25 protein-coding genes are annotated in these 20,429 nt (G+C 69.0%); all 25 read right to left on the reverse strand.

Annotation, left to right across the window (positions count from 1 at the left end):
• Positions 1 to 582: 582 nt before the first annotated feature.
• The 25 genes from AC067J_RS28750 to AC067J_RS28870 all read right to left on the reverse strand — a co-directional run bounded on the left by AC067J_RS28750 (position 583) and on the right by AC067J_RS28870 (position 20,429).
• Positions 583 to 762: a hypothetical protein gene (locus AC067J_RS28750; protein WP_478303998.1), complete on the reverse strand. Its 180-nt coding sequence runs from the start codon at positions 760 to 762 to the stop codon at positions 583 to 585.
• Between the two features lie 34 nt (positions 763 to 796).
• Positions 797 to 1,033, reverse strand: coding sequence for a hypothetical protein (locus AC067J_RS28755; RefSeq protein ID WP_478304000.1), 237 nt, complete (start codon positions 1,031 to 1,033; stop codon positions 797 to 799).
• Positions 1,034 to 1,597: a deoxynucleotide monophosphate kinase family protein gene (locus tag AC067J_RS28760; RefSeq protein ID WP_478304002.1), complete on the reverse strand. Its 564-nt coding sequence runs from the start codon at positions 1,595 to 1,597 to the stop codon at positions 1,034 to 1,036.
• A gap of 22 nt (positions 1,598 to 1,619) precedes the next feature.
• On the reverse strand, positions 1,620 to 1,787 hold the full coding sequence (locus tag AC067J_RS28765; RefSeq protein WP_478304004.1) for a hypothetical protein: 168 nt from the start codon (positions 1,785 to 1,787) through the stop codon (positions 1,620 to 1,622).
• Positions 1,788 to 1,819: 32 nt separating this feature from the next.
• Positions 1,820 to 2,257 (reverse strand): hypothetical protein, encoded by a 438-nt coding sequence (locus tag AC067J_RS28770; protein WP_478304006.1) that lies wholly within the window; start codon positions 2,255 to 2,257, stop codon positions 1,820 to 1,822.
• A 148-nt stretch (positions 2,258 to 2,405) separates the two neighbouring features.
• Positions 2,406 to 2,582, reverse strand: coding sequence for a hypothetical protein (locus AC067J_RS28775; RefSeq protein WP_478304008.1), 177 nt, complete (start codon positions 2,580 to 2,582; stop codon positions 2,406 to 2,408).
• 11 nt (positions 2,583 to 2,593) lie between these two features.
• Positions 2,594 to 3,964 (reverse strand): hypothetical protein, encoded by a 1,371-nt coding sequence (locus AC067J_RS28780; protein WP_478304010.1) that lies wholly within the window; start codon positions 3,962 to 3,964, stop codon positions 2,594 to 2,596.
• A gap of 843 nt (positions 3,965 to 4,807) precedes the next feature.
• On the reverse strand, positions 4,808 to 5,182 hold the full coding sequence (locus AC067J_RS28785) for an HNH endonuclease (RefSeq protein WP_478304012.1): 375 nt from the start codon (positions 5,180 to 5,182) through the stop codon (positions 4,808 to 4,810).
• Between the two features lie 13 nt (positions 5,183 to 5,195).
• The gene (locus AC067J_RS28790) at positions 5,196 to 7,094 is read right to left on the reverse strand and encodes a DNA polymerase (RefSeq protein WP_478304014.1); all 1,899 of its coding nucleotides are present in this window, start codon (positions 7,092 to 7,094) and stop codon (positions 5,196 to 5,198) included.
• A 10-nt stretch (positions 7,095 to 7,104) separates the two neighbouring features.
• On the reverse strand, positions 7,105 to 8,532 hold the full coding sequence (locus AC067J_RS28795; protein WP_478304016.1) for a DNA primase family protein: 1,428 nt from the start codon (positions 8,530 to 8,532) through the stop codon (positions 7,105 to 7,107).
• Positions 8,529 to 9,548 (reverse strand): toprim domain-containing protein, encoded by a 1,020-nt coding sequence (locus AC067J_RS28800; protein WP_478304018.1) that lies wholly within the window; start codon positions 9,546 to 9,548, stop codon positions 8,529 to 8,531. The genes AC067J_RS28795 and AC067J_RS28800 overlap by 4 nt, the downstream gene beginning before the upstream one ends.
• Before the next feature lie 31 nt (positions 9,549 to 9,579).
• Complete coding sequence (locus AC067J_RS28805) at positions 9,580 to 9,981, reverse strand: hypothetical protein (RefSeq protein WP_478304020.1); 402 nt, start codon at positions 9,979 to 9,981, stop codon at positions 9,580 to 9,582.
• Positions 9,978 to 10,145: a hypothetical protein gene (locus AC067J_RS28810; protein WP_478304022.1), complete on the reverse strand. Its 168-nt coding sequence runs from the start codon at positions 10,143 to 10,145 to the stop codon at positions 9,978 to 9,980. Before AC067J_RS28810 ends, AC067J_RS28805 begins: the two co-directional genes overlap by 4 nt.
• Positions 10,146 to 10,156: 11 nt before the next feature.
• The gene (locus AC067J_RS28815) at positions 10,157 to 10,453 is read right to left on the reverse strand and encodes a hypothetical protein (RefSeq protein WP_478304024.1); all 297 of its coding nucleotides are present in this window, start codon (positions 10,451 to 10,453) and stop codon (positions 10,157 to 10,159) included.
• Between the two features lie 63 nt (positions 10,454 to 10,516).
• A complete protein-coding gene (locus AC067J_RS28820) occupies positions 10,517 to 10,798 on the reverse strand; it encodes a hypothetical protein (protein WP_478304025.1) in 282 nt (93 codons plus the stop codon).
• Between the two features lie 84 nt (positions 10,799 to 10,882).
• Entirely contained in the window at positions 10,883 to 11,653 is a 771-nt protein-coding gene (locus AC067J_RS28825) for a recombination directionality factor (protein WP_478304027.1), read from the reverse strand.
• Between the two features lie 98 nt (positions 11,654 to 11,751).
• Complete coding sequence (locus AC067J_RS28830; RefSeq protein ID WP_478304029.1) at positions 11,752 to 12,498, reverse strand: hypothetical protein; 747 nt, start codon at positions 12,496 to 12,498, stop codon at positions 11,752 to 11,754.
• Positions 12,499 to 12,895: 397 nt separating this feature from the next.
• Positions 12,896 to 14,608: a hypothetical protein gene (locus AC067J_RS28835; protein WP_478304031.1), complete on the reverse strand. Its 1,713-nt coding sequence runs from the start codon at positions 14,606 to 14,608 to the stop codon at positions 12,896 to 12,898.
• Between the two features lie 120 nt (positions 14,609 to 14,728).
• A complete protein-coding gene (locus AC067J_RS28840; protein ID WP_478304033.1) occupies positions 14,729 to 15,004 on the reverse strand; it encodes a hypothetical protein in 276 nt (91 codons plus the stop codon).
• Between the two features lie 7 nt (positions 15,005 to 15,011).
• Positions 15,012 to 15,254, reverse strand: a complete 243-nt coding sequence (locus tag AC067J_RS28845) for a hypothetical protein (RefSeq protein WP_478304035.1) — start codon at positions 15,252 to 15,254, stop codon at positions 15,012 to 15,014.
• Positions 15,254 to 16,492, reverse strand: coding sequence for a LysM peptidoglycan-binding domain-containing protein (locus AC067J_RS28850; protein WP_478304036.1), 1,239 nt, complete (start codon positions 16,490 to 16,492; stop codon positions 15,254 to 15,256). Before AC067J_RS28850 ends, AC067J_RS28845 begins: the two co-directional genes overlap by 1 nt.
• Before the next feature lie 71 nt (positions 16,493 to 16,563).
• Positions 16,564 to 17,091, reverse strand: a complete 528-nt coding sequence (locus AC067J_RS28855) for a hypothetical protein (protein WP_478304038.1) — start codon at positions 17,089 to 17,091, stop codon at positions 16,564 to 16,566.
• A complete protein-coding gene (locus AC067J_RS28860; RefSeq protein WP_478304040.1) occupies positions 17,088 to 18,293 on the reverse strand; it encodes a hypothetical protein in 1,206 nt (401 codons plus the stop codon). Before AC067J_RS28860 ends, AC067J_RS28855 begins: the two co-directional genes overlap by 4 nt.
• Positions 18,294 to 18,296: 3 nt before the next feature.
• Entirely contained in the window at positions 18,297 to 19,499 is a 1,203-nt protein-coding gene (locus AC067J_RS28865; RefSeq protein ID WP_478304042.1) for a hypothetical protein, read from the reverse strand.
• Between the two features lie 12 nt (positions 19,500 to 19,511).
• Positions 19,512 to 20,429 carry a phage distal tail protein gene (locus tag AC067J_RS28870; RefSeq protein WP_478304043.1) on the reverse strand — a complete coding sequence of 306 codons (918 nt, stop codon included), beginning with the start codon at positions 20,427 to 20,429 and terminating at the stop codon, positions 19,512 to 19,514.

A 20,429-nucleotide genomic window follows, 5' to 3' on the forward strand; every position in this document is an offset into this window, starting at 1 on the left:
CCCATTGTCTCGCCATCAGGGCGAGCAGGCGGCCCGACGCCTTGTGTCTCATCACCACCCGGAACAGGACCGCGCGCCGTCCCCCGGGAATCCAGAACATGCGCTCCGACATGCTGACGACCGTTCGCGTGTGGCGCGCCAGCTCGGCGTGCGAGCCGATCCAGAACTCAACCGGCGTCGTCGGTACGTCAGGCCACGGTGAGAGCGTGGTAACCCACGTACCGCCACCATCCTCGGAGTGCTCCACCATCATGACCACATTGGTTTCCTGCGGGCCTCGAATGGCTCTTTCCAGGTCGCTCGGAGGCCGCCGAGACCGTGGCCCCGTGTCGTCACTCATAGTCACACTATGGCCCGGTGCGGCCCCGCCCGCACGTTGAACTGTTCGAGTGATGAGATGTTAGTTAGGCTAAGTAATAGTTTAGGCCGAAAAGAAAAAGGGCCCCGACGAAAGTCGGGGCCCGAGGGGTCTAGCCATGCCGCGCGAGCCGGGCAATCCCTCACGTGAGGGATTGCCCGGGGTCCGAATACAGAAAGGCCCGGCACCCTAAAGGGGCGCCGGGCCGTGACTTGCAGAGTGGATCAGCCGGTCCACCACTCGGGGGCCTGTCGGGGCTTCCGCAGCTCTCCCCGCTCAAAGAGGCGCACATCCCGCCCGTCCGCGATGGCCACGTGGTAGTCACCATCACTCACCATCCGGACGACCCCCCAAGCGTCCTTTTCGTCGCCCTCGCGGATGTAGACGAACGTGCCGGACTTCACTGTGTCTCCCTTGGTCGGTGGCGGTGTGGCCACCCTAGCTCATGGACGGGAGCGTGTCCGAATAGCCGGGCACCTCGTTCCGGACCCTGGCGCCTGCGGCATGCTCCCGCCGGAGGCGCTGCGCGGTCGGGCACGCCTCGGGAGCCGGGGTGTCGAATGCCCCGTACGCTTCGGCCCGGTGCCGCATCTCCTCGTACTCCTCGGCCAGTAGGTTGTACGCCTCGGCCGGCACTGCGCCGAGGGCCGCGATCACACGGTGTCGGATCGTCATCTAGCGTTCCTCGCTTATGAGTTGGTCCACCTTGTGGTGAAGGTCAGTCAGACTTCCATTGTTCAGAACGGCACGGTGGCACAGGGCAGCGCTCAGCGTCTCGCTGGAATGCACTCCCCGTATCCCAACTCCCGGGCGGGCCACATAGATTAGGAGGAATCCGCGGTTGCGGAGGGCCCGCGCCTCGTTCTCGAAGCGCACGTCAGGAACCACCACCGCGGGGCCGTCCGAACCGCCGAGGGCGTTCGACATCTTCCATACCCAGTGCCAGTCTCCGACGTGCTTCCGAACACCCTCGGTGCCGAGGCGTTGGAGCGTGCGCCGGACCTCGGGATACCGGTCCTTGGCCGTCTCCCACCCCCACCGGTCCACCACCTCACGGAGGCGGACGGGAAGGTGCCCCATACCGCACGGCTCATACGAGACAAGGGGGTTGACGTCGTAGGCCATTTCCTTGAGAGGGTCTGCGAGCGCCACCCGCCGAAAGCCGTGCCGTTCCACCAGCCGGGTCGCCACGGAGTCCTTGCCGGTCCGGGCCCGTCCGATGATGCCGATTCCGCGCATAGTCACTTGCCTCTCTCAGTCGTCACGGGGAACAGCAGGGCCCGGAGCAGTTGGCAGAGCACCCGGAGCGCTTCGCCAACGACTCCCCCTCGTACAGGAATCGAGCCAGGCGCATGGTCGCGTCCACCCGGGCCGCATAGGTCACACCGTCCATGTAGCCCCGGGCGTTCGCCGCCATCTCCGTGGCCATCTTCTGAGCGCACGACAACGCCTCCTCTCGGGTCACTTCGCGTCGCCGGACAGCAAGAACCGGGCCATCATCAGGCGGGACGCCACGGACGAGTCCTTGCCCAGCAGCTCCGTTGCCCGGAGGAACGCGCGCTCGCGGGTCTCGGTGCCCTGCTGCGGCAGCATGGTGTGCAGGAACGGGACCGCCGCCGGGTCGGCACTGCCCGCACCCCCTGACAATCCCTCACGTGAGGGATTGCCAGATGCGTCACGGGTCGGGTCCGACAGCGGGCGCCCGTGTAGTGCCGCAGCCTTGAGCGCGTCGACCAGCGCCGTCATCACGTCAGGGTCCAGGTAGACCGAGGCCCGGACGGGGTGGCCGCCGTCGTCGTGCAGGTTGACCGTGGTGAGTACCACGTCCCCGTTCGCGTGTGTCGTCACGTCAAGCCTGTCGCCGGGGCCGTCGTACTTGCAGGGGAAGGTGTACAGCATCTCTCTCCTCTGAGGGCCACTCAGTCTTCGTCGTCGGCGGGGTCCCGGAAGGCGTCCAGCTCCTCGCGGTCCCACTGGTCCAGCACGGAGGCGCCAGCCAGCGCGGCATCCTCGGGGGTCAGGTACTTGCTCACGACACACTCACTCCTTAGCGCAGGCCGAGACGGGCCAGCAGTTCCTTGTAGGTCTCTCCGGCGGCGGGGGCGGCCGGGGTGGCGGCCCGCGCCCGCGCAAGGCGGGCCGGGTCCTCGGGAAGCTTCACGGGCGGCCCGGGGACCAGCGGGCTGTCAGTCGAGCGGGCGGCGGCGTAGGCGTTGCACAGCATGTGATCTCTCCTCAGGCGTTGGCGCGACGGAGGGCGTCCCGAACGGCAAGTCGTTCCATGACGGGGGACCCATAAGTGAAGTGCTCCCGGATCTGACGAAGCATGAGAGTCAGATCAACCGGAGTCCGCGTGAAGTGGTCGAACTGGTCGGGGTGGTCGAACGCCTCCCACGCCCGGTTATCCCACTCGGTGGGCACGGCGGCCTCGTCCTCGATCTCCGGCACCGGGCCGTACTGTGCGACCAGGTGGCCGATCTTGACGGCGTACTCCTCGCGCTCCTCGGCGGTCTTGGCGACCAGCGGGGTACCCTCCGGGCGGTTCCGGCGGTTGGCCGCAGCCTCGGCGCGGGTGCCCTCGGGAACGGTCGGCTCGACGTACCGCGTCGGGTGGTCGATCGGGTCGACCTTGCGGACGGCGCCGAGGACCGGCATTGCCTTGCGCGGGGCCGACGTGGCGACGGGCACCCCACCGCGCAGCTTCTTGGCCTCACGGGACCACGACGCCTTGACGGTGCCTTCGGTCTTGCCGAGTGCGGCGGCCACGGCCTTGCCGTCCATGCGGCCGTCTGGCAGCAGCATCGGCGCGCCGTCGAACCCGAACGCCAGCTCGGCTATTCGCCGGTTGGTCGGGCTCATCTTCTCCAGCAGCGCCGCCCCCGCCATGCCCTGAACCTCACGGTTCATGGCATGGGTCTGCGCCTCGGTGGCGGGGTCCACGATGGCGCCCCGCTTGCGCTTGCCCGAGCCCCCTCCGGTGGTCCGAACGCCCTTGCAGCGCACGGCGTCACGGGACAGGTCGAGCGGGTAAAGCATGTGCTCCGGCAGCTCGCCCTGTTCCTCGGCCCATGCGTCCTGCGACGGGGCCACGGAGGCCGCCATGGCGTCCTCGGCGTCCTGGCCGCCGGCATCTATCCGGGCGACCCCTGCAAGGGCCTCCTGGGCCAGCATGACGGCGTCCTCGGAGAGTCGCTGATCCGCCCGGTCGGGGGATATCGCGTACACCCGGGCCGCTTCGTGGTCCCCCTCGCATGCCTTGAGCGCGCGGCCGTACCGCTTCGCGATGGCCGAGGACACGGGGCCGTCGGAGTGAGCAGCGTCACTGACCTTGCCCGTGGCGCAGCCAATCGCGTAGGTCGTGAACTCGGCCGCGTTGTCGGCGGTCACGTCCCACGCCATGAGGGCTTCCCAGAAGGCCAGGCGGGCATCCTGCGCGAGGTCCTTGGCGGCCTCGACCTGGTCCCCGTCCGTCCGCTCCGCGCGCTTGCGGGCGATGGCCAGGGCGGCGCGCTCCAGCTCGGCGAGGATCAGTTGGACGGCGGGGCGCCCTCCGGCCTCGGGGCGTACGTCAGCCTGGGCCTGGAGAATCAGTTCATTGGTGATCACGTGCGTGTCTTTCTGCGTGCTTGGGCTGTTCGAGGGGGTTGAAGAGCGGCGGTTAACGCCGGGCCCGGCACGCGCTTTGGCATGTGCGCGTCATAGGTCGGGGCGTGAAAGTGGCCCGCACGACCTGCCGGATTTGGGCATGGCGGTGCCCGGGACACGGCCCGTCAAGGTCGACCGCTCCGAGGCATGGCAAAGCCCCGGACACGGCCCGTTAGGTCAGCCGTTGCCGGGGCATGACGAAGCCCCTACCCGCCGAGTGCTAGCCGGAGGTAGGGGCTTGGGTTGGGATACGCGCTACGCGCTTGCCCTGGCCACTCCGGGGAGGCCGGGCGGAACCTGGGCAAGGCGTCGAACGCGGAGGGCGGCGAGGGCCGTCCGGACGCGCGCAAGCGTCACAGCCAGCTTGCGGCGGAAGATCGGGAGGGGGCGCCGTCCACCCGTACCGGCGATCCGGCGCGCGGCGCGCGCCCACTCCGCGTACAGCCGCGCGAGGCGCCCAGCGACGCCCCCCGGCAGGCCGGACGCAGGAATCAGGCGCTCGGAGACGCCCTCCGGGGAAACCCCGCAGAGCCCGCTGTAGAACGCCGGGGCCGAGACGATGAGCGGAGCCCCCTCGGCCAGCAGGCGCGCCCGCACAAGGGCGAGCCTGCGAAGCAGGTACCGACGCGTGCCCGCAAGTGCCATGGGGCCCGTTGCGAACGCGGCGCAACGCGTCGTCCGCCCCATGACACTACCTCCGTTCCGTGACCGTCGGGGCACTCCCCGTCCAACGTTCAACACTCTGCAACATCACGTAAACGGATGGCAAACTGATCCGAATCGCATCTGACTCCCAGGGAGTTGTTACTTCCCCGGGATCTCGTCATCCCCTGGGATGACTCGGACCACCATAGACCGCAATCCCTCACGTGAGGGATTGCGACGCGCGCAACCCGGCAGGGGCATCAATCCCTCACGTGAGGGATTGGCCAGCCGTGGTGCCAGCCACTCCCACGGGTCCGCGTCACCCTTGCTCGCGTTGCATTCGGCACAGGACGGCCAGACGTTGCCCACGACATCCCGGCCACCTCGGGCAAGCGGGACGACGTGCTCGCGCTCCGACCACGGTCGGTCGCAGTAGATGCACCGCCACGCATCCGCCTCCTCCCAGGATGCGAAGAGCTGGCGATCTGTCAACGTCGGGGCGGTGCGCCGCCGGTGGCGATAGGCCGCATACACGGCGCACCCCCTTTCATGCCGCTCGGTAGTCCTCTTCTTCGGGGCACCCGTAGCCGCTCCCCCAGCTCGGCCCGTAGACCTCGGGGTCCGAGGCGATGTCGATCCCGAAGAACCGCATGTTCATCAACTCGCCCACCCGGACGATCAGTTGCTCGGCCTGGCCGGCGGGGAACGAACAGATCAGCTCGTCATGGACGACGCCCACGACGTAGTCCAGCAGTCCGGCCTCCTCGATGCGGATCAGCGCGGCACCGAGGATGTCACGGGCGGACGACTGGCACATGTACGCGATGGCTGCATACGACTTGTCCCGGTCGAGCTTGAGAACGCGCTCGGACGGCGTCACCACGGTCATACCGTGCGCCTGTGCGTCGCGCGTGAGGCGACGCTGATACTGGGAGAACGCTGGGAGTGCCCTGTCATATTGGTCAACGGCCTGCTTTACCTGACTGACCGGAAGATTCGTCTGTTTCGCAAGCGTGACCGGACCACCCGCGTACGCCTTGCCCAGAGAGATGACCTTGCAGAGCTTCCGGCGCTTGTCGTTCTTCAACTCGGCGTCGGTGATCATCTCTTCCGTGAGGCCGTAGACCAGCCGGGCCGTGAACCCGTGCAGGTCGGCACCGCCGTTGATCGCCTCGATCACGTCATCTGCCTCGGCGAGGGCCGCCAGGACCCGCAGCTCCACCTGCGCGAAGTCCGAGGCTGCGATCAGGTGGCCGGCGTCCGCGATGACGCACCGTCGGATCGACCAGCCAGAGGAGGGCAGTTGCTGCAAAGGAGGGTTGCTGACCGACCACCGCGCCGTCCGGGCACCCATGGTGTTGATGTCCGGGTGGATGCGCCCCTCGGCGTCCATGGTGTCGAGCATGGCGTGCGCGTAGCTCTTGACCCACTTCCCGGCACGCTTGGCCCGGAGGACCGCGTCCGCCAGGCGGTTGGGCTCGCGCTGGTCTGTGCGGTCCCAGTCCTTGTCAAGGTCGGCGAACCGGCGGAGCACGTCGCCGTCCACGGCGGGGGCCCCGCTGTCGGTCGTCTCCGTCCAGTTCTCGCCCATGGCGGCCAGGGCCTCGGCCACCTGTTTCGGGGAGTTGACCGAGTCGACCCCGTAGCGGGCCGCAATGGCGGCGTAGTGGTCGCGCTCGGCCTCCAACTCCCCGATCAGTCGCCGGGTGTACTCGGCATCGATCCGCATCCCCTTGCGGCGGACCAGCGCCCCGATCTTCATCACGCGGTGCTCGTAGGAGAACAGCTTGGGGCCGTAGCCAGCGCGCCGGTACAGCGCGCGCAGCGGAGCGACGATGCGGGACAGGAGGACGACGTCAAGTCCTGCGTACAGCTCATAGATTCGGTTCGAGAGGGGGATGCCCGCCCATCCGGTCTTTTTCGTGAAGCCGAGGCGGTTGAACTCGGCCGTCAAGCCTTCCTGCGTGTCCGGCGCGTTGGGGTCGACCAGGGCCGCCGCAAGGGGTTTGAGTGCCAGACCTAGGCCGCCCTCGAAGTGCTGGCGACTGTCGATGAGATGGGCGATCACCTTTGTGTCCACCACCCGCTCCCATATCTCCTCGACCTTGACGCCGAGGTGACGGTCCGACACCAGGAGGTCGAACGCAGCGTTGTGGATCGTGATCCGGGGCAGGGCCCGCAGCGCCCACGCGGCGAGGGCCGCCCACTCCGGGCCCAGCTCCACCGGCAGTACCCACGCGGTGTCGGCGTCGCCGAACTGGGCCAACCTCAGGCGGTAGCCGGGGGCGTAGATGTGAAGCCCCGTCGTCTCCGTGTCGTAGGCCACCAGGCGGCCGGCTGTCCCCGCGGAATCGATCCAGGCCCTGAACTCCTCGGCGTCCCTTGCCGATTGGAGAACGTGGACCTTGACCGGGTCCCCGGCTATCTCGTATTCGTGTGTCCGCATCTCTCTCCTCTCAGAACGGGTCGCCGGGGGTGGTGTCTCGCGTCACCGCCTCGGTTGTGCGGGCAGGGCCGCCGTACTCGGGCGTCAGCCGCAGACCCCGGTAGGTCATGGCGCCCGTGGCGTCCTTGACCTCGGTCACGCCGGAGCGCTCCAACTCGCGCTTGACCCAAGACGGTTTGAACTTCCCGGAGTCCTCGCCGTTGATCGACCGCCATTCCTTCAACGACTGGTTGAACACGGACCGCTTCACCTGCGCGTCGCCGTCGAAGTCGAACAGGTCGCCGACCAGGGGGTGAAGCGGGTTGACCTGGTCCCGGTGCATCGCGGTCGCCGCGTCCACACAACCCGGCGTCGTGAGACCGCCGTTGTAGTAGCGGACGGCCCCGGCGATGACCCACGCGGCCACGCCCTCGGCCTCCGGGCCCTGGATGGTGGGCTCTAGGTCCAGGTCGACCCGACCGGCGAACGACTCCCCGAACAGGACGGCCCGGGTTCGCGACCACAGCGCGGCACCGCCGTCCGTGAACTCCGGGAGATGGTTGGTGCAGAGCACCAGGGAGAACCGGGGCGCGTAGGAGAACTGACGTCCGTACAGGTGACGGGCCGACAGTCGGTCCCCGCCGGACACGTTCTTGAGGAGGGCGGTGTTCATCCGGGTCCCGGGATTGCCCTCCTGCGCAACCACGATGCGGGCAGGGCGCATTGAGGCCATGACCTCCGTGTGGGGGCCCGAGGTCCCGCCGGCCTTCTCGAAGGTCTCGAAGGGCACTTCGTGCACCAGGGACGTGCCGAACACCGCTTGCAGCGTGCGCACGATGGTGCCCTTGCCGTTCCGGCCCTGTGCTCCGTACCAGACGCCGAGGACGTGTTCACGCACCTCGCCCGTGATGGCGTAGCCCAGGAACGCCTGTACGTACGCCTGTAGTTCGGGGTTGCCCGGGAACACCTCCTCGATGAACTGGAGCCAGCGCGGAGCCACGGCCTCCGGGTCGTACGGCACCTCTGCGCATTGCGTGATCATGTCGGCCCTGCTGTGCGGCCGGAGGACGCCGGACCGCAGGTCCACCGTCCCGTTCTTGAACGACAGCAGGTGGTTCCGCGCGTCGAACTCGTCGGCCACGGCCGCCAGTTCGGGCAACACGGCCATCTCGGCCACGATGCCCTTGCGCTCCCGGTGGACCAGCATCTTGGACGCTGCGTCGGCCGCCCACGACTCCCCGCGCTCCAGCAGCGTGCGAGCCGCCGAGGTGATCGCTTGCAGCGCGGCGCCGTCGTCCCCGGCGTCCTCCCAGACGGCCCCCGTCCAGCGGTACCACCCGAGGCCGCGCACAAACCGCAGATCCGATCCCTGGTCCCATGCGACGAACTGAGCGAAGCTCACATGCCGGATGTCCTTGGTGCTCTCCAGCCGGGCACGCCATATGTTCCAGTCACTCACAGGATCAGTCCTCCTACGCCAGCGCGGCGGAACCGCTCTAGCTCAATCTCTCTGCGCTCCGCGACCGTGAACGGTGCGGGCCTTGCTCTCTCCAACTCGCGTGCGAGACGGGACGGGAAGCGCTCCGGGTTCTCCGCCCGAAGGTCCGTCAAGTCCCGACCCGTCACCCGCCGCAACACGCGCGACTCGATGCCCTCTCGGGCCAGCGCTACCGCCAGCGACTTGACGAACAGTCGGCCTGCGTTGTCGCCGTCCCCCGCGAGCACCACGTCCCGACCTCGGAGGCCGTCCACCAGTTCCGCCAACAGTTCCGGTGAGGCGCCGAGCGAGGCCCCGCGGACTGCCACGGCGTCAACTCCCGCGCCACACACCGACAGCGCGTCTCCCGGCCCCTCGGTCACAACCACCAATCCCTCACGTGAGGGATTGGCCGGGAAGTGCCCGAGCTTCGACCACACAGCGCCGTCCGGGTTGCTGAGGGACAGCCAGCGCCCGGAGCACTTCCCGGACATGTCCCTCCCCTGTGCGCCCCGGGCGACTCCGTCGAACCCGGCGAGCGGGACGACCAGCCGGGGGAACCGGGCGAACCGGGCCCCGATCCAATCGGGGTGCTCCGGGACCGGGTCCCACCGGCGCAGGTCCAACGCCTCCGCCTGCGCGTCGGACAGCCCGAACCGCTGGACGGCGTACGGGAGTCCCGCCGCCGGGGGCAAGCTGTCCAGCCACACCCGGAGGCCCGCCACGTACCGCACGCCCACCCGTTCGGGTCGGGTGGCGGGCGCGACGGCCAGGCCGCCAGCGTCGACCCCACGCAGGTCGGCGAAGCGCAGGCCGACGCACGCCAGCACATCAGAAGTGGCGCACCCGGCACGGCACTTGACGCCCAACATCCCGCCGTCGTGCAGGTTGAACCACAGCGAGGGCGAGCGGTCCCCGTGCGCGGGGCACAGCGCCAGGAACTCCCCCGGCCGTCCGGCGTCCTCGACGCCGGTGAATCGGGACAGGATCTCAGTCATGCGCACGGGGACCGCCCCTCTCAACTCTGTCTCAGTAGCCAGCCCTTCGAAGGGCCATGACGATGCCCGCAAACGTGCGGATGGACAGGACGGCGTAACCGTCCTCCGTCCCGGCGCGGGGCTTCTTCACGAGAGCGACACCGAATGGCATTCCGGCGTTCCGCGCCTCGCGCTCGGCCTGGCGGACGTATGAGGCAAGGTCAAACGACTTCTCCGCCTTGCACTCTCCGGCGAACGGACGCACGTCGAGATCGCCAATGTCGGCGACGCCTTCCTGAACGTTCCGAGTGACGTTGTCCCGGTCGTGCGGGTCCTTCCAGCGCACCGCACGATCGCCTTCCTTCCAGAACTCTCGGTACTGGCCGAGCTGTTCGTTCAGGTAGTCAGCAACCGCTGATTCCCACGCGGTCCCCTTGCGCTTCTCGCGGCTCACTCAGCAGCCCGGAGGACGGACGCACCCCGGGCGAACGCGACCCCGGCGGCATCCCAGATCCGTGGCCAGTCCATGCGATCGGTGGCGCCCGGGTGGAGCACCAGGACGTCACCGGAGCGCATGAGGCGGATGTCCCCGAGGGCCGGGGTCTGATCCTCGGTCACGATGCGAAGGTTCATCGGCCCGCCCGGCGGAGCACCTCGGCGAGCGGGTCAGTGCGGAACGGGTCTTCCCACGGCGTCCGGTCGTCGCCCGGCAGGGTGATCGAACCGGTTGCCCGTGCGCTCCAGGCCGGGCGCTCGATGCCCGCATGGCGCAGGGCGCCAGCGAGGGCGCGCACGTGTCGGCGCGGCCCGCTGGTCATGCCGCCCACGTGGTGGAGCACGACGGCCAGGGCCTCGGCCTCCTCGGCGGACAGGGCGAGGGTCACGCCGGTGATGACAGTCTCGGTCTTCTTGACGGCGGTAGCCATGGTGAATCTCCTTGCTTCGTGGGTGAGTTCAGGGGGTGGCGACGGGCGCCGGCCGAGGGGCCGTCAGCTCTCGTCCGCGTAGGCCGGGACCACGACACGGGCGTGTTCGGCACTGATGGTCACGACGCGCGGGGAACGGCGCTTGACGAACCCGCTTTCCACTCCGGTCGGGCGGACCTTGAGCAGCGGGACGACCCGTCCGCCGACGACGGCGGACGTCAGCTTGACCACCACGGCGTCAGACATGCGCACGCGGTTGCCAGTTCGGACGGCGTAGGCCACCAGGTCACCGGGGACGATCTCCTCGCCCGCGTAGTCACAGATACGGCCTCGGGCCTTGCTCATGCTCTCTCCAGGGGAAATCCCTCACGTGAGGGATTGGGTAGGGGCCGGATCGTCGATGTCCGGCCCCGCGGAATTGAGAGCCCGTCAGAACGGGACGTCGGCGTCGTAGGCCGCCGCGCCCACCGCCGGGGCATCGAGCTTCGGAGGCTCCGTGATGGCGGTCTCCCACGCCTTGTGCACGGTCACCTTCGGAGCGGTGTAACTGACCTGCTTGCCCGCCATGGGGCCCCGCTTCGGGATGAACTCGATCAGCTCCAGCTCAAGCGTCGCCAGGGCGGGGCCGCCCACCTTGTCCAGGTCGTTGGCGAGGGCGAACAGCTCACCGAGCAGCGACCACGACGAACTGACGTAGCGGAAGACGCCGAGGTCAGGGTCATCGGCCAGCCTGAACTTGATGCTGATGTTGGGCTTGGGCCCCCGCTTGCGCTTGGCGGCGTCCTTGCGCTCGGCCAGCAGGGGCGGACAGCCGCACGCCTCGCCCTTACGATCCTCGTCCAGGAAGGTGGTCCCGGTGCAGTGGTGGAAGATCCCACCGGGGCCGTACAGACGCATGTCCGCGTACAGGGCGTCCGGGCCGTCGATGATGACAGACACTCGCTTGGCGGCCGTCAGAACCTCTATGCCGTCCTCGCCCTTGGTCTCCCACTCGGCCGGAGCCTCGCCGCCGAACAGCTCGTGAACTGCCTTGCCCACGCTGGGATCACCGGTCGTGATGCGCCACTCGTTCAGCGACACGGGAGTGTCCTCGATCTGCTTGCCCGCCCGGAAGCGACCCACGTAGTCGTCCGCGAACGACTTCCGCTCACGGGGCTTGGCGTCCGGGTCGGTGTCGAACACGTTCATGTTGCCGAGCAATGCGTCTCCTGCGTGAGTGCGTGCTGAGGGCCGGGGCGGCGGTGCGCCGCCCCGGTCACTGGTGTTGAAGTGCGGCGGTTAACGCCCGCCGTGGCGCCCTACTTGGCGCGTCGCTGAGTGCCCGTCACCAGGGCCTCGGGGCCGCCGGCCAGGACGGGCTTGCCAAGGACTCCCTTGGACACGTCCCGGTCCCAGCGATGCATGTGCAGCAGCGCGCGGAAGTGGGTGAACACGCGCTCGGAGACCTCCACCGGCTTGAGCGCCCACTGACCTTCCGTCACGTGCAGGACGGCCCCGGCGTCCACCTTCGGCATGGGGTAGGGGTCGCCCTCGGCGGGGATCACGCGGTCCGCGAAGGCATAGGCGGAGAGCTGGAGACTGACGTCCGCGTAAGTCGCCTTGCTGGTCTTGAAGTCGACCATCACCACTTCACCGCTGATCCGCATCAGGGCATCGAACGATCCGGCGTAGCCGAACCGGTCGGACCACGCGACGTCTTCCATGGCGAGGACTTCGGGCTGCGCCCGCTCCAGAAACTCGGCGAAGTGCCGGTGGTACGGGACCAGGTCCGGGTGCACCCTGCCTACCGTCTGCCCGCGCGCCATGCGCTCGAACAGGTCGTGCGCCGAACTGCCCAGCTCCGCGCGGGCCTTGGTATACCTCGTGGCCGCACCCTTGAGGTACTGGACGGCGCCCTCCCGGTCCCGCTCGGCCATCTGCGCGATGAACTCCAGGGAGTCGACGCAGAGTTCAGCGGTCATCTTCGCTGACCAGTGCTGCAAGAACGGCTTGGCCTGCATGTTGATGACACTCGTCACGCCGGGAAGCTTGATATCCGCGTTCACGGGGTCGATGTAGAAGCGCGACCCGCCTCGGTGGATTGTCCGCACTGCGCCCATGAGGGCCCCTCTCGCTCGGTGCGTGGTGTCCTTGCGAGGGGGTTTAAGGGCGGCGGTTAACAGGGCCCTGGCCGGAGGGCCAACGGCAGATTTTCTGCCGTCTCCACAGACCCCCTGACGCATAGAGGAGGTTTAGGTGGACGGCAGAAAATCTGCCGTTCGTCCTCAACGCTGCGCGCGAGGCGGAGCCGAGCGAGGGCACGCCCGTCCGCTGGCGCCGACCGCCGGGACGAGGGGGCAACCGGCCGGAGGGGTCCGCAAGAGGCCGGAAACGCGAAAAGGGGCCCGTCCTACCCCGGAAGGTAGGACGGGCCCCTGTGGTGCCTCTGTGTCCGCTCTGGCCCTACTCTGCGGCGCCCGCGCCGTCGCCCTGGTCGCCGGGCTGGTCCTCGCCCATGGCGGCCTCCAGTGCGGCCAGCGTCTCGCGGAGCGCCTTGATCTGCTCCCGCATCGCCTGCCGGGACGAACCCTCGTGCAGCCGAGGAACAAGCTCCACCAGGGGCACAGCCGTCTTCGCGATCTCCGCGACCACGGCCACCGTCGCCGCGTCACGCTTCTCCGGCGACTGCCGGATGTCGGCCGCCAGGGTGAGCGCGCTGTCCGCTGCCTTGGCGGACTGCCGGGCCCCGGTGATCGTCGCCGCCGTCTTCTTGGCATCCGAAATCTCGGCGCGGGTGCGGCGTCCCTGCTCGGCGCGGGTCTCGTTCGTGATCCCGAGGTGCGCCGCCAGCTCGCTGGCAGCCTTCATGATGGCCGCGTGCATCGCCTCCGTCTCCACGCCGTCCGCGAACGTCAGCGGCTTGATTCCGACCTTGGCGGCGAGGGCCGGGTCCACGACGGCCGTGCGGACCAGCCTGGCCTTGGCGTCCGGGAACGCGTTGCTCACGGCCTTCTTGATCTTGCGGGACGTCTCCCCCACGATCCGCTGTTCCACGGTGGGGTTCTCCCCCTGGTCGGCCTTGTCGTCCAGTCCGGCCGCCGCGTACATGTCCGCCGCCAGACTCTTGGCTCCCGGGCTATCCCCGTTGCCGTCGACGCTCCCCCGGAATCGGCAGTCCAGCCGGCCGAGCATGATCCGGTAGGCCAACTCCTCCTCCAGCCGGGCGCCCTCCGCCTCATGCTTGAGCAGCTTTCGGGCCAGCTTCGTACCCTCGCCGACCAGGGCGACAAGCTCGGGGTTGTCCTTGTAGGTCTGCGTCTCAATGGCAGCCTGCGCCCGCGCCTCCAGCTCCTTCCGCTCGGCCTTGATGGCGTCGCGGCGCGCGTTGGCGGCAGCCCGGAGCGTGGTGGACAGGTCGGCACCCGAGTTGCCGGGAAGCTCCAGCAGCAGCGATCCCCCCTCGACCTCGACGGCGTCAGGGTCGGCAGCGTGCTCCAGCTCTGCGACCAGAGCGAGAATCTGCGCCTTGATCTCCTCGACCTTGGCGGCCTTCTCCTCATCTGACGGCCCGTCACCGGTCAGGGCAAAGGGATCGGTGAGGGGGGCCGGGCGGGGCGGCTTGTCGCCTTCGGGGGACTGCTCCGCCTCGGGGGTGGCGGGCGCCGCCGGGGGCGTCCACTTCTTCGCGCAGTTCGCGCAGACGTTGTGAGTCGCGCTGTACCCCTCGTCCTCGGGGCTGGCGACGATCCGCACGAGCGGCTTGCCGTGGCAGACAGCATCCGGGGTGGCCGCCTCCTGGTCCGCGACGATGTGCCCGATGGCACTCCGCCCCACGTGCCCGATGGCGCCGCCCGCCTCGATGACAGCACCCTCGTTCAACTTCTCCGCCACAGCGTTCTCCTTCTCTGATTTCAACAGCTCGGCAGTCAGAATGTCCCAGCCTCGCCGGAGGGCTTCGCGAAGACACAGCTTGCACTCATCACCGTGAGTACCCCAGTTCTCGGGGTCAATAACCCCGGCACTGTTCCACTCCCGCATGCAAAGCGTCTCATCGTTGCCGTGCCGCCGAGTCTGGGCATAGTGCTCGGTGCGACCCTTGCCGACACGCACCCGCTCCCCGTTGCGGCTGTCACGCCACGCCCAGAATGCGTCCGAGTCGGTGATGGTCTGCGCCACTGCCTTGCCTTCCTTGCGTCGGCCGCCCCGGCACTCCCGGGGTGACTCGGCGCAGACGCTACACCTCGATCTGTAGACGATCAAGCCAATCCCTCACGTGAGGGATTGGCCGGGGCCCGATCAGGCGTCCGGGCGGGCATCCTCCGGCCGGTCGGCATGCACACAGTCGCAGCACGTCTGCGCCGCTTCCATCTGGCGCATCTCGGCGGCGTCCGCGAGCGTGACCCGCCTACCGGCGGACTGGCCCGCCCAAAGGGCCACAGCGGCCACCAGGGGGCCCGCGATCAGCTCGGCGTCCACATGGGCCAGTGCGGGCACCACGGAGGCCAGAAGGCCCACCAGGGCCACGACGGCCGCACGGGTCCGCACGGGGTTCTGTCGGATGAGTTCCTTCACGGCTGCATCAGCCCTTCACGAGAGAGACGATTTCGGAGATGAGGGCGCTGACCCCCGCAGCGCCGGAGGCCACGACGCCGTAGCGCCAGCGCTCAAGGGCGCGCACGCGGTCCTCGTGGTCCTCTAGGGTCCGGTCGACACTGGCGCCGTTCTGCGCGAGCGAGCGCACGTCCTCGCGGACGCCGACCAGCTGGTCATAGATCTCGCGGGCGCCGATGTGCACGCCGTTGAGCTGGTCGGGTTCGTTCATCAACGGGCCTCCACAGCATGGGAGTTGGCGCCTTCGGGGAAAGCCGCGGGGCCCTCGGCGGGAGTCGCCGGAGCGGGCTCGGCCTTGACTGCCGGGGCATCAGGAAGCGGCACGGAATGGGTAGTTGAGGTCACCGCGGAAGGCCGGCGGGCGCCCTCGGGGCACCGGCAGGGGCAGTCACCGTGCCAGTGCTTTCGGCCCTGGTCCGGCTTGGCCGCCGGGCGGGCGGGCTTGGGCTTGGCCGGGGCCGGTCGCGCCTGGGCAGGCTTGGCCACCGCAGGCTTGACCGGCTTGGCCGAGGCAGCCGGGGCAGGCTTCGGCTTCACCGGGGCCGGGGTCGGTCGGGCCGGAGCGGGAGCCACCGGCACCGCCCTGGCCGTCACGCCCGCTGGAAGCTTGATGTGCTGACCCGGAGTGATCACGTTGGGGTTCTGGAGAGTGTTCACGGCGAGCAGCTGCGCGACGGAGACGCCGTGCGCGTTGGCGATGGCCCACAGGGTGTCACCGCGCTTGACGGTGTACTCGGCGAGCGCCGGGGGCGTGGTGGGGGCGGTCGGCTTCTCGGCCTCGCCCGGCTTGGCCGGAACGGTGAGGACCTGGCCCTCGTGGATGCGGTCGGGGTTGGTGACGTCGGGGTTCAGGGCGACGATCGCACCGACCGACGTCCCCAGGAGTGCGGCGATCCCGCCGAGCGTCATGCCCTTGCGGACGGTGAACTTGCCGGTCGCGGTGGCCGGTTCGGTCGGGCCGCCCCCGGCCGGGGCCTCGGCGTAGGCTGGGCGCACGTACCCGTAGACGTTCGGGTTGGTGCGGCTCACCCACTTCTCGGCGACGGAGCCGCCCGCGTAGGACGTGCCCTCGCCCGAGGTGTTGCCGCCCACGGTGCGGACCCGGCCAGGCTCGACGGCGGCCACCAGCTCGACGTGCGACCCGCCACCGGCGCCGTACATGATCATGTCGCCGACGCGCGGGGTGGAGCTGAACCGGCCCCGGGCCTTGGCCCACGACACCGCGACGGCGCACCCGGCCGTCCACGGGTAGTCCTTGTCAGGGCGACCCCCGGCGGCCTTGTGGATGATGCTCTGGAATGCCTGGCACCAGGGGTAGCCGTACCCGCCGTCGCCGTATCCGGGGATCTTGCCGAAGCTCTGCGCGTACTTCGTGGCGGTGCCCTTGTTCCGGTGGTATCCAACCTCCGCGCGGGCGAGGCGGATTGCAGTCTCGGCGGTGTACGCCATGGGATTCTCCTCATGCAGGAGGCCCGCCGGGCAGACAGCCGGCGGGCCCGTGAAAGGTCGTCAAGGACGGGTCAGTGGAAGCCCAACGGCTTCTCGATCATCTCCCAGTGGCCGACGCCGAGGGAGGGGTGATCCCCGGCGGCGTACAGCGGCAGCGAGATGGCCACGCCGGGGTCCACAGTGGCCGACATCTCGCCGTCGTTCGCCCGGATCTGCATTGCCATCCGGTGCCACCGGCGGGAGCTGGTCCCCGTGAGGCCGTGGCGCCATGTGAGCTGTACCCACTGGTTCTGGGCCGGGACGCCGAGGCCCCGGATCAGAGCCTCGGCGCTGGTACGCCCGGTGTCGGAGTCGACCAGGCGGAAGGTCACGGATTCGCCCTGCCGGATGGCACAGCGAAGATCGAGCCGCAGCACCGGCTGTGTCAGGGAGATGGTCGAGATGAATCCGCAGGCGTACCACTGCCCCTGAGTGGAGCCGTACGGGTACGGCATGAACGTCAGCACCTCGCCCCGGGCGCTGGTGTTCTGCTCCAGCGCGCCGAGGCGGGAACCGATCGCGTTGAACTCGTCCGCGAGGGACGGGCGTCCGAGGATCACCGCTGCTCCTCCTGTCCTTCCTCCAGGCCGTCAACGAGCTTGAACGCGCTCACGGGGACCAGGGCGAGCTTGGTGTTCTCCCCGGAGCCGTCCACGGTGGTGTCCAGCTCGGTGACGACGTACTCGGCATCCACGCCGGGCCAGTTCTCCAGCCGGGCGCGGACGCGGACCTTGTGGCCCACGCGCAGCTCCGCCACGGAGACCTCCCCGCCGGGGTGGAGCTGGACGTCCGGCACCACCAGGGGGAACGCGCCGACCGCCTGAATCCGCCACGCCTGCGCGGCCAGCGTCTCCGGCCGGGACACGGAGTTGTGCGTCTCGACGGTGGCAAGGCGCGGAATGCGTCGTCCGGCGTCGGCCTCCAACTCTCCGTTGTTCCACCAGGACTTAACCTGTCCCCAGCCCTCGCCCGCGCCGTTGACGGCGGACTCGGTGCACATCGCGGAGCCGTCCGAGGTGATCCGCGTGACGTCGCAGTTGGCACCGTGCTCCAGGACGAACCCGGTGTCCGTGCCGCCCTGGGGGAGGAAGGTGAACAGGTTCCGGACCCTGCCATCTGCCATGCGGTCGTGGTCTATTCGGAAGTCGAACCCCTCGATCACGGCGGCCATCTGTTCGACCGCCTCACCCACAGACTTCCACTCGTACCACATGTACGAACGGTCCCTACGCCGGTCGTCCCAGCCCACCGGGGGCGCGGTGAAGCTCAACGCGCCGGGCCCGTTCGACACCCAGTAGTCACCGCCGGACCCGTCCCGGGGTCGGGGGGTGTCGGCGTAGTACTGGATCAACTCCCGTGCAATCACCGTCTGCGGGACGTTGTAAGCCTGGTATCCGCCGTCGTCGCGGCCCTGGCCGCCGACCATCTGAAAGCCCCGGTTGATGATGTTCCGGCGGTAGTACTCCCACAGGCCGACCACGTCCATGGTCATGGTCTCTGAGTCCATGTCGACGCCCCACGTCAGCAGCGGGCCGCCCCAGAGGATGCGTTCGCCGCGCTGAATGTGAATCAGGGCCCGCCAGGGCGAGAGGAGTGACCAGTCAAGGCCGTCCAGCGGCCGGGCCGCGAGAGGTATCTTGACCTGTGCCGAGCCCGGCCGGGACAGGATCGAGTGGAACGAGACCGAGGCCGCGGGTATCTCGGCGATCAGCTCGCCGGTCTTGAACTCGCTTAGCAGAACGCGATATTCGATCCCGCCCACCTCCTATGCGCTGTAGATGACGGCCATGCCGAACCGGGTCAAAGCCAGCTCGGTGTACTTGCAGTTGCCCTTGTCCCCGCCGGACTCGCCGGTGCCGTAAAAGCCGCGCATGATGCCCGCGTCCGCGTTGAACGGCACGCCGGCCGGGATCTCAACCACGCAGTAGCCCGAGTGAGTTTGGGTGTGGGTCAGCTCACTGGCCGCGCCGAACCAGCGGTTCGCGTTGTCGAGCGGGATGCGGGCACTGTTGAACTGCAAGGCCGCGCGCATCCAGAAATTGTCACCGTACTCGTAGACCGCCGTCGCCCCGAACGAGACTGCGGCGTAACGGCGGTAGGGCGCGGCGCCCACGCGCCACTCCATCACGAACTCGTCGCACCAGCCGCCGTCACTCCCTTTTGGGGTGCCCATCACCACCTCAGGCGGAGCACTCACGGGAACGGCCTTGCCGGGGGCCGTGACGACGTACATGCGCTGTTCCTGGCCGTAGTAGACCATCGAGCCTTCGGGCAGTCCGTTGATCGCCTCGTTGAGCCCCTGCTGAGGGGCCGTCCGAATGTGCGCCAGGGCGCTGGTGTCCTTCTGTGGAACGACGCCCCCGCCCGGCGAGTTGAACCGCACGTCCTCGATCCCGGTAATGCCGGTGGCACCGATGCGCACCCGGGCGAGACGCACCGCGTTGTGCGGGACCTTCCAGTCAGCAGCGCCCGGGGTGGTCTCGGCGAGAACCGCCAGGGACCAGCCGCTCGTGCCTTCCTGGCTCACCCCGCCCCCGGCGGTGTCCGCCGCGTACCGGGTGCCGTCCTCGGCGTACCAACTCGGCTGCAGGAACCGCGCCTCAGTGCTCCGGACGTCCACGATGCGGGCACCGAAGCCCGAGGCGTCGGGATCGGCGAACGCCACCACCAGGTCCACGCGCTCACCCTCGCCCGGCTTGGGGGTTGAGCACTGGAGCTGAATGCTGGCGTCCAGGTGGGCGAAGAACACCGCGCCACTGTGGGACGCCTCGGTGTCGTCCGGCAGCCAGATGGAGCCCGACGCGACCGAGACGCGCGGCGTCGGATTGTCGATCTTCTCGACCCGCAGCGCGTCCGGCCCGGCGACACCGACGTGTCCGCCCCGGGTGCGCCCGATCATGTTCCGGAAGTCGAGCGCGTCATACCTGCCCTGCTGCAAGAACAGCGGGGCCCGCATCTCAGCGACCAAGTTGATCCCTCCTCACATCCACGCCGAGCGCCATTCCACACTCGCCGTCAGGCCCTCGGGGCCCTCGTTTACGTCTAGAAGCACCTGGCTCGTCCCTGGCTCCAGGGCGAACCACTCGCTCCCGGGCTGGACCTTGCCGAACCGGGAGGCGCCGTTCAGGGTCAGCCGGCGGGCGGCCATGTCGATGACCAGGACGTCACCCTGACCGACCCTCAGGCCGGACGTGGTGAACTCCCGGCGCCTGCCCTCACGTATCAGGGTCAGCCGGGGGTCCACGACGACGCCGCCGCGCGGCACCATGCGGATGACCGGATAGACCTGCACCGAGCCGGAGTTGACTACGTCGTTGTTCGCCCTCGACACGGCGCCCTGCCCCAGTTCGAACGGGAACGTCATGGGGAATACCGGCACACCCGTGCGAGGCACGCGAACCGTGATCGCCCGCGTATGCGCCGGACCCCCGGAGTACAACCGGGGGTCCGCAGCGAACAGCTCAACGTCAACTCGCGCGCCACCAGCGACAGTTACGGCGTCGACCTTGGCTGAGCGCTTCCGCACCCGCGCCATGATCTGGCCGTCTCCCCCGGCCACGCCGGGGAAGGCGAACCGGAACGGCTTGTCCGTGCCCGGGGCGAACGCCCGCAGCACCTCGGCCAGGTCCTCGGGGCCGTTCTCCGCCTCGACCATCACGGTGAGCTGAACAGTTCGACCGCCCATGTAGTCCTGACCGACCGAGACGCCGTCACGCTGCAACAGCGCGGCATCAGCCGTCCGGACCTCCGGCGCGTCGAGCAGGCCCGATACCTCTTCCAGGTAGGCCGTCGACGGCCCACCGAGAAGGGCCCCACTGAACTCCGCAGTCCAGGGGGACCCTTCGTATGCGTTCTTGACGGAGAACCGAGCGGGCGGCGCGCCCTCGGCTGCTGTCAC

Source organism: Kitasatospora sp. NPDC042419, from assembly GCF_056437345.1.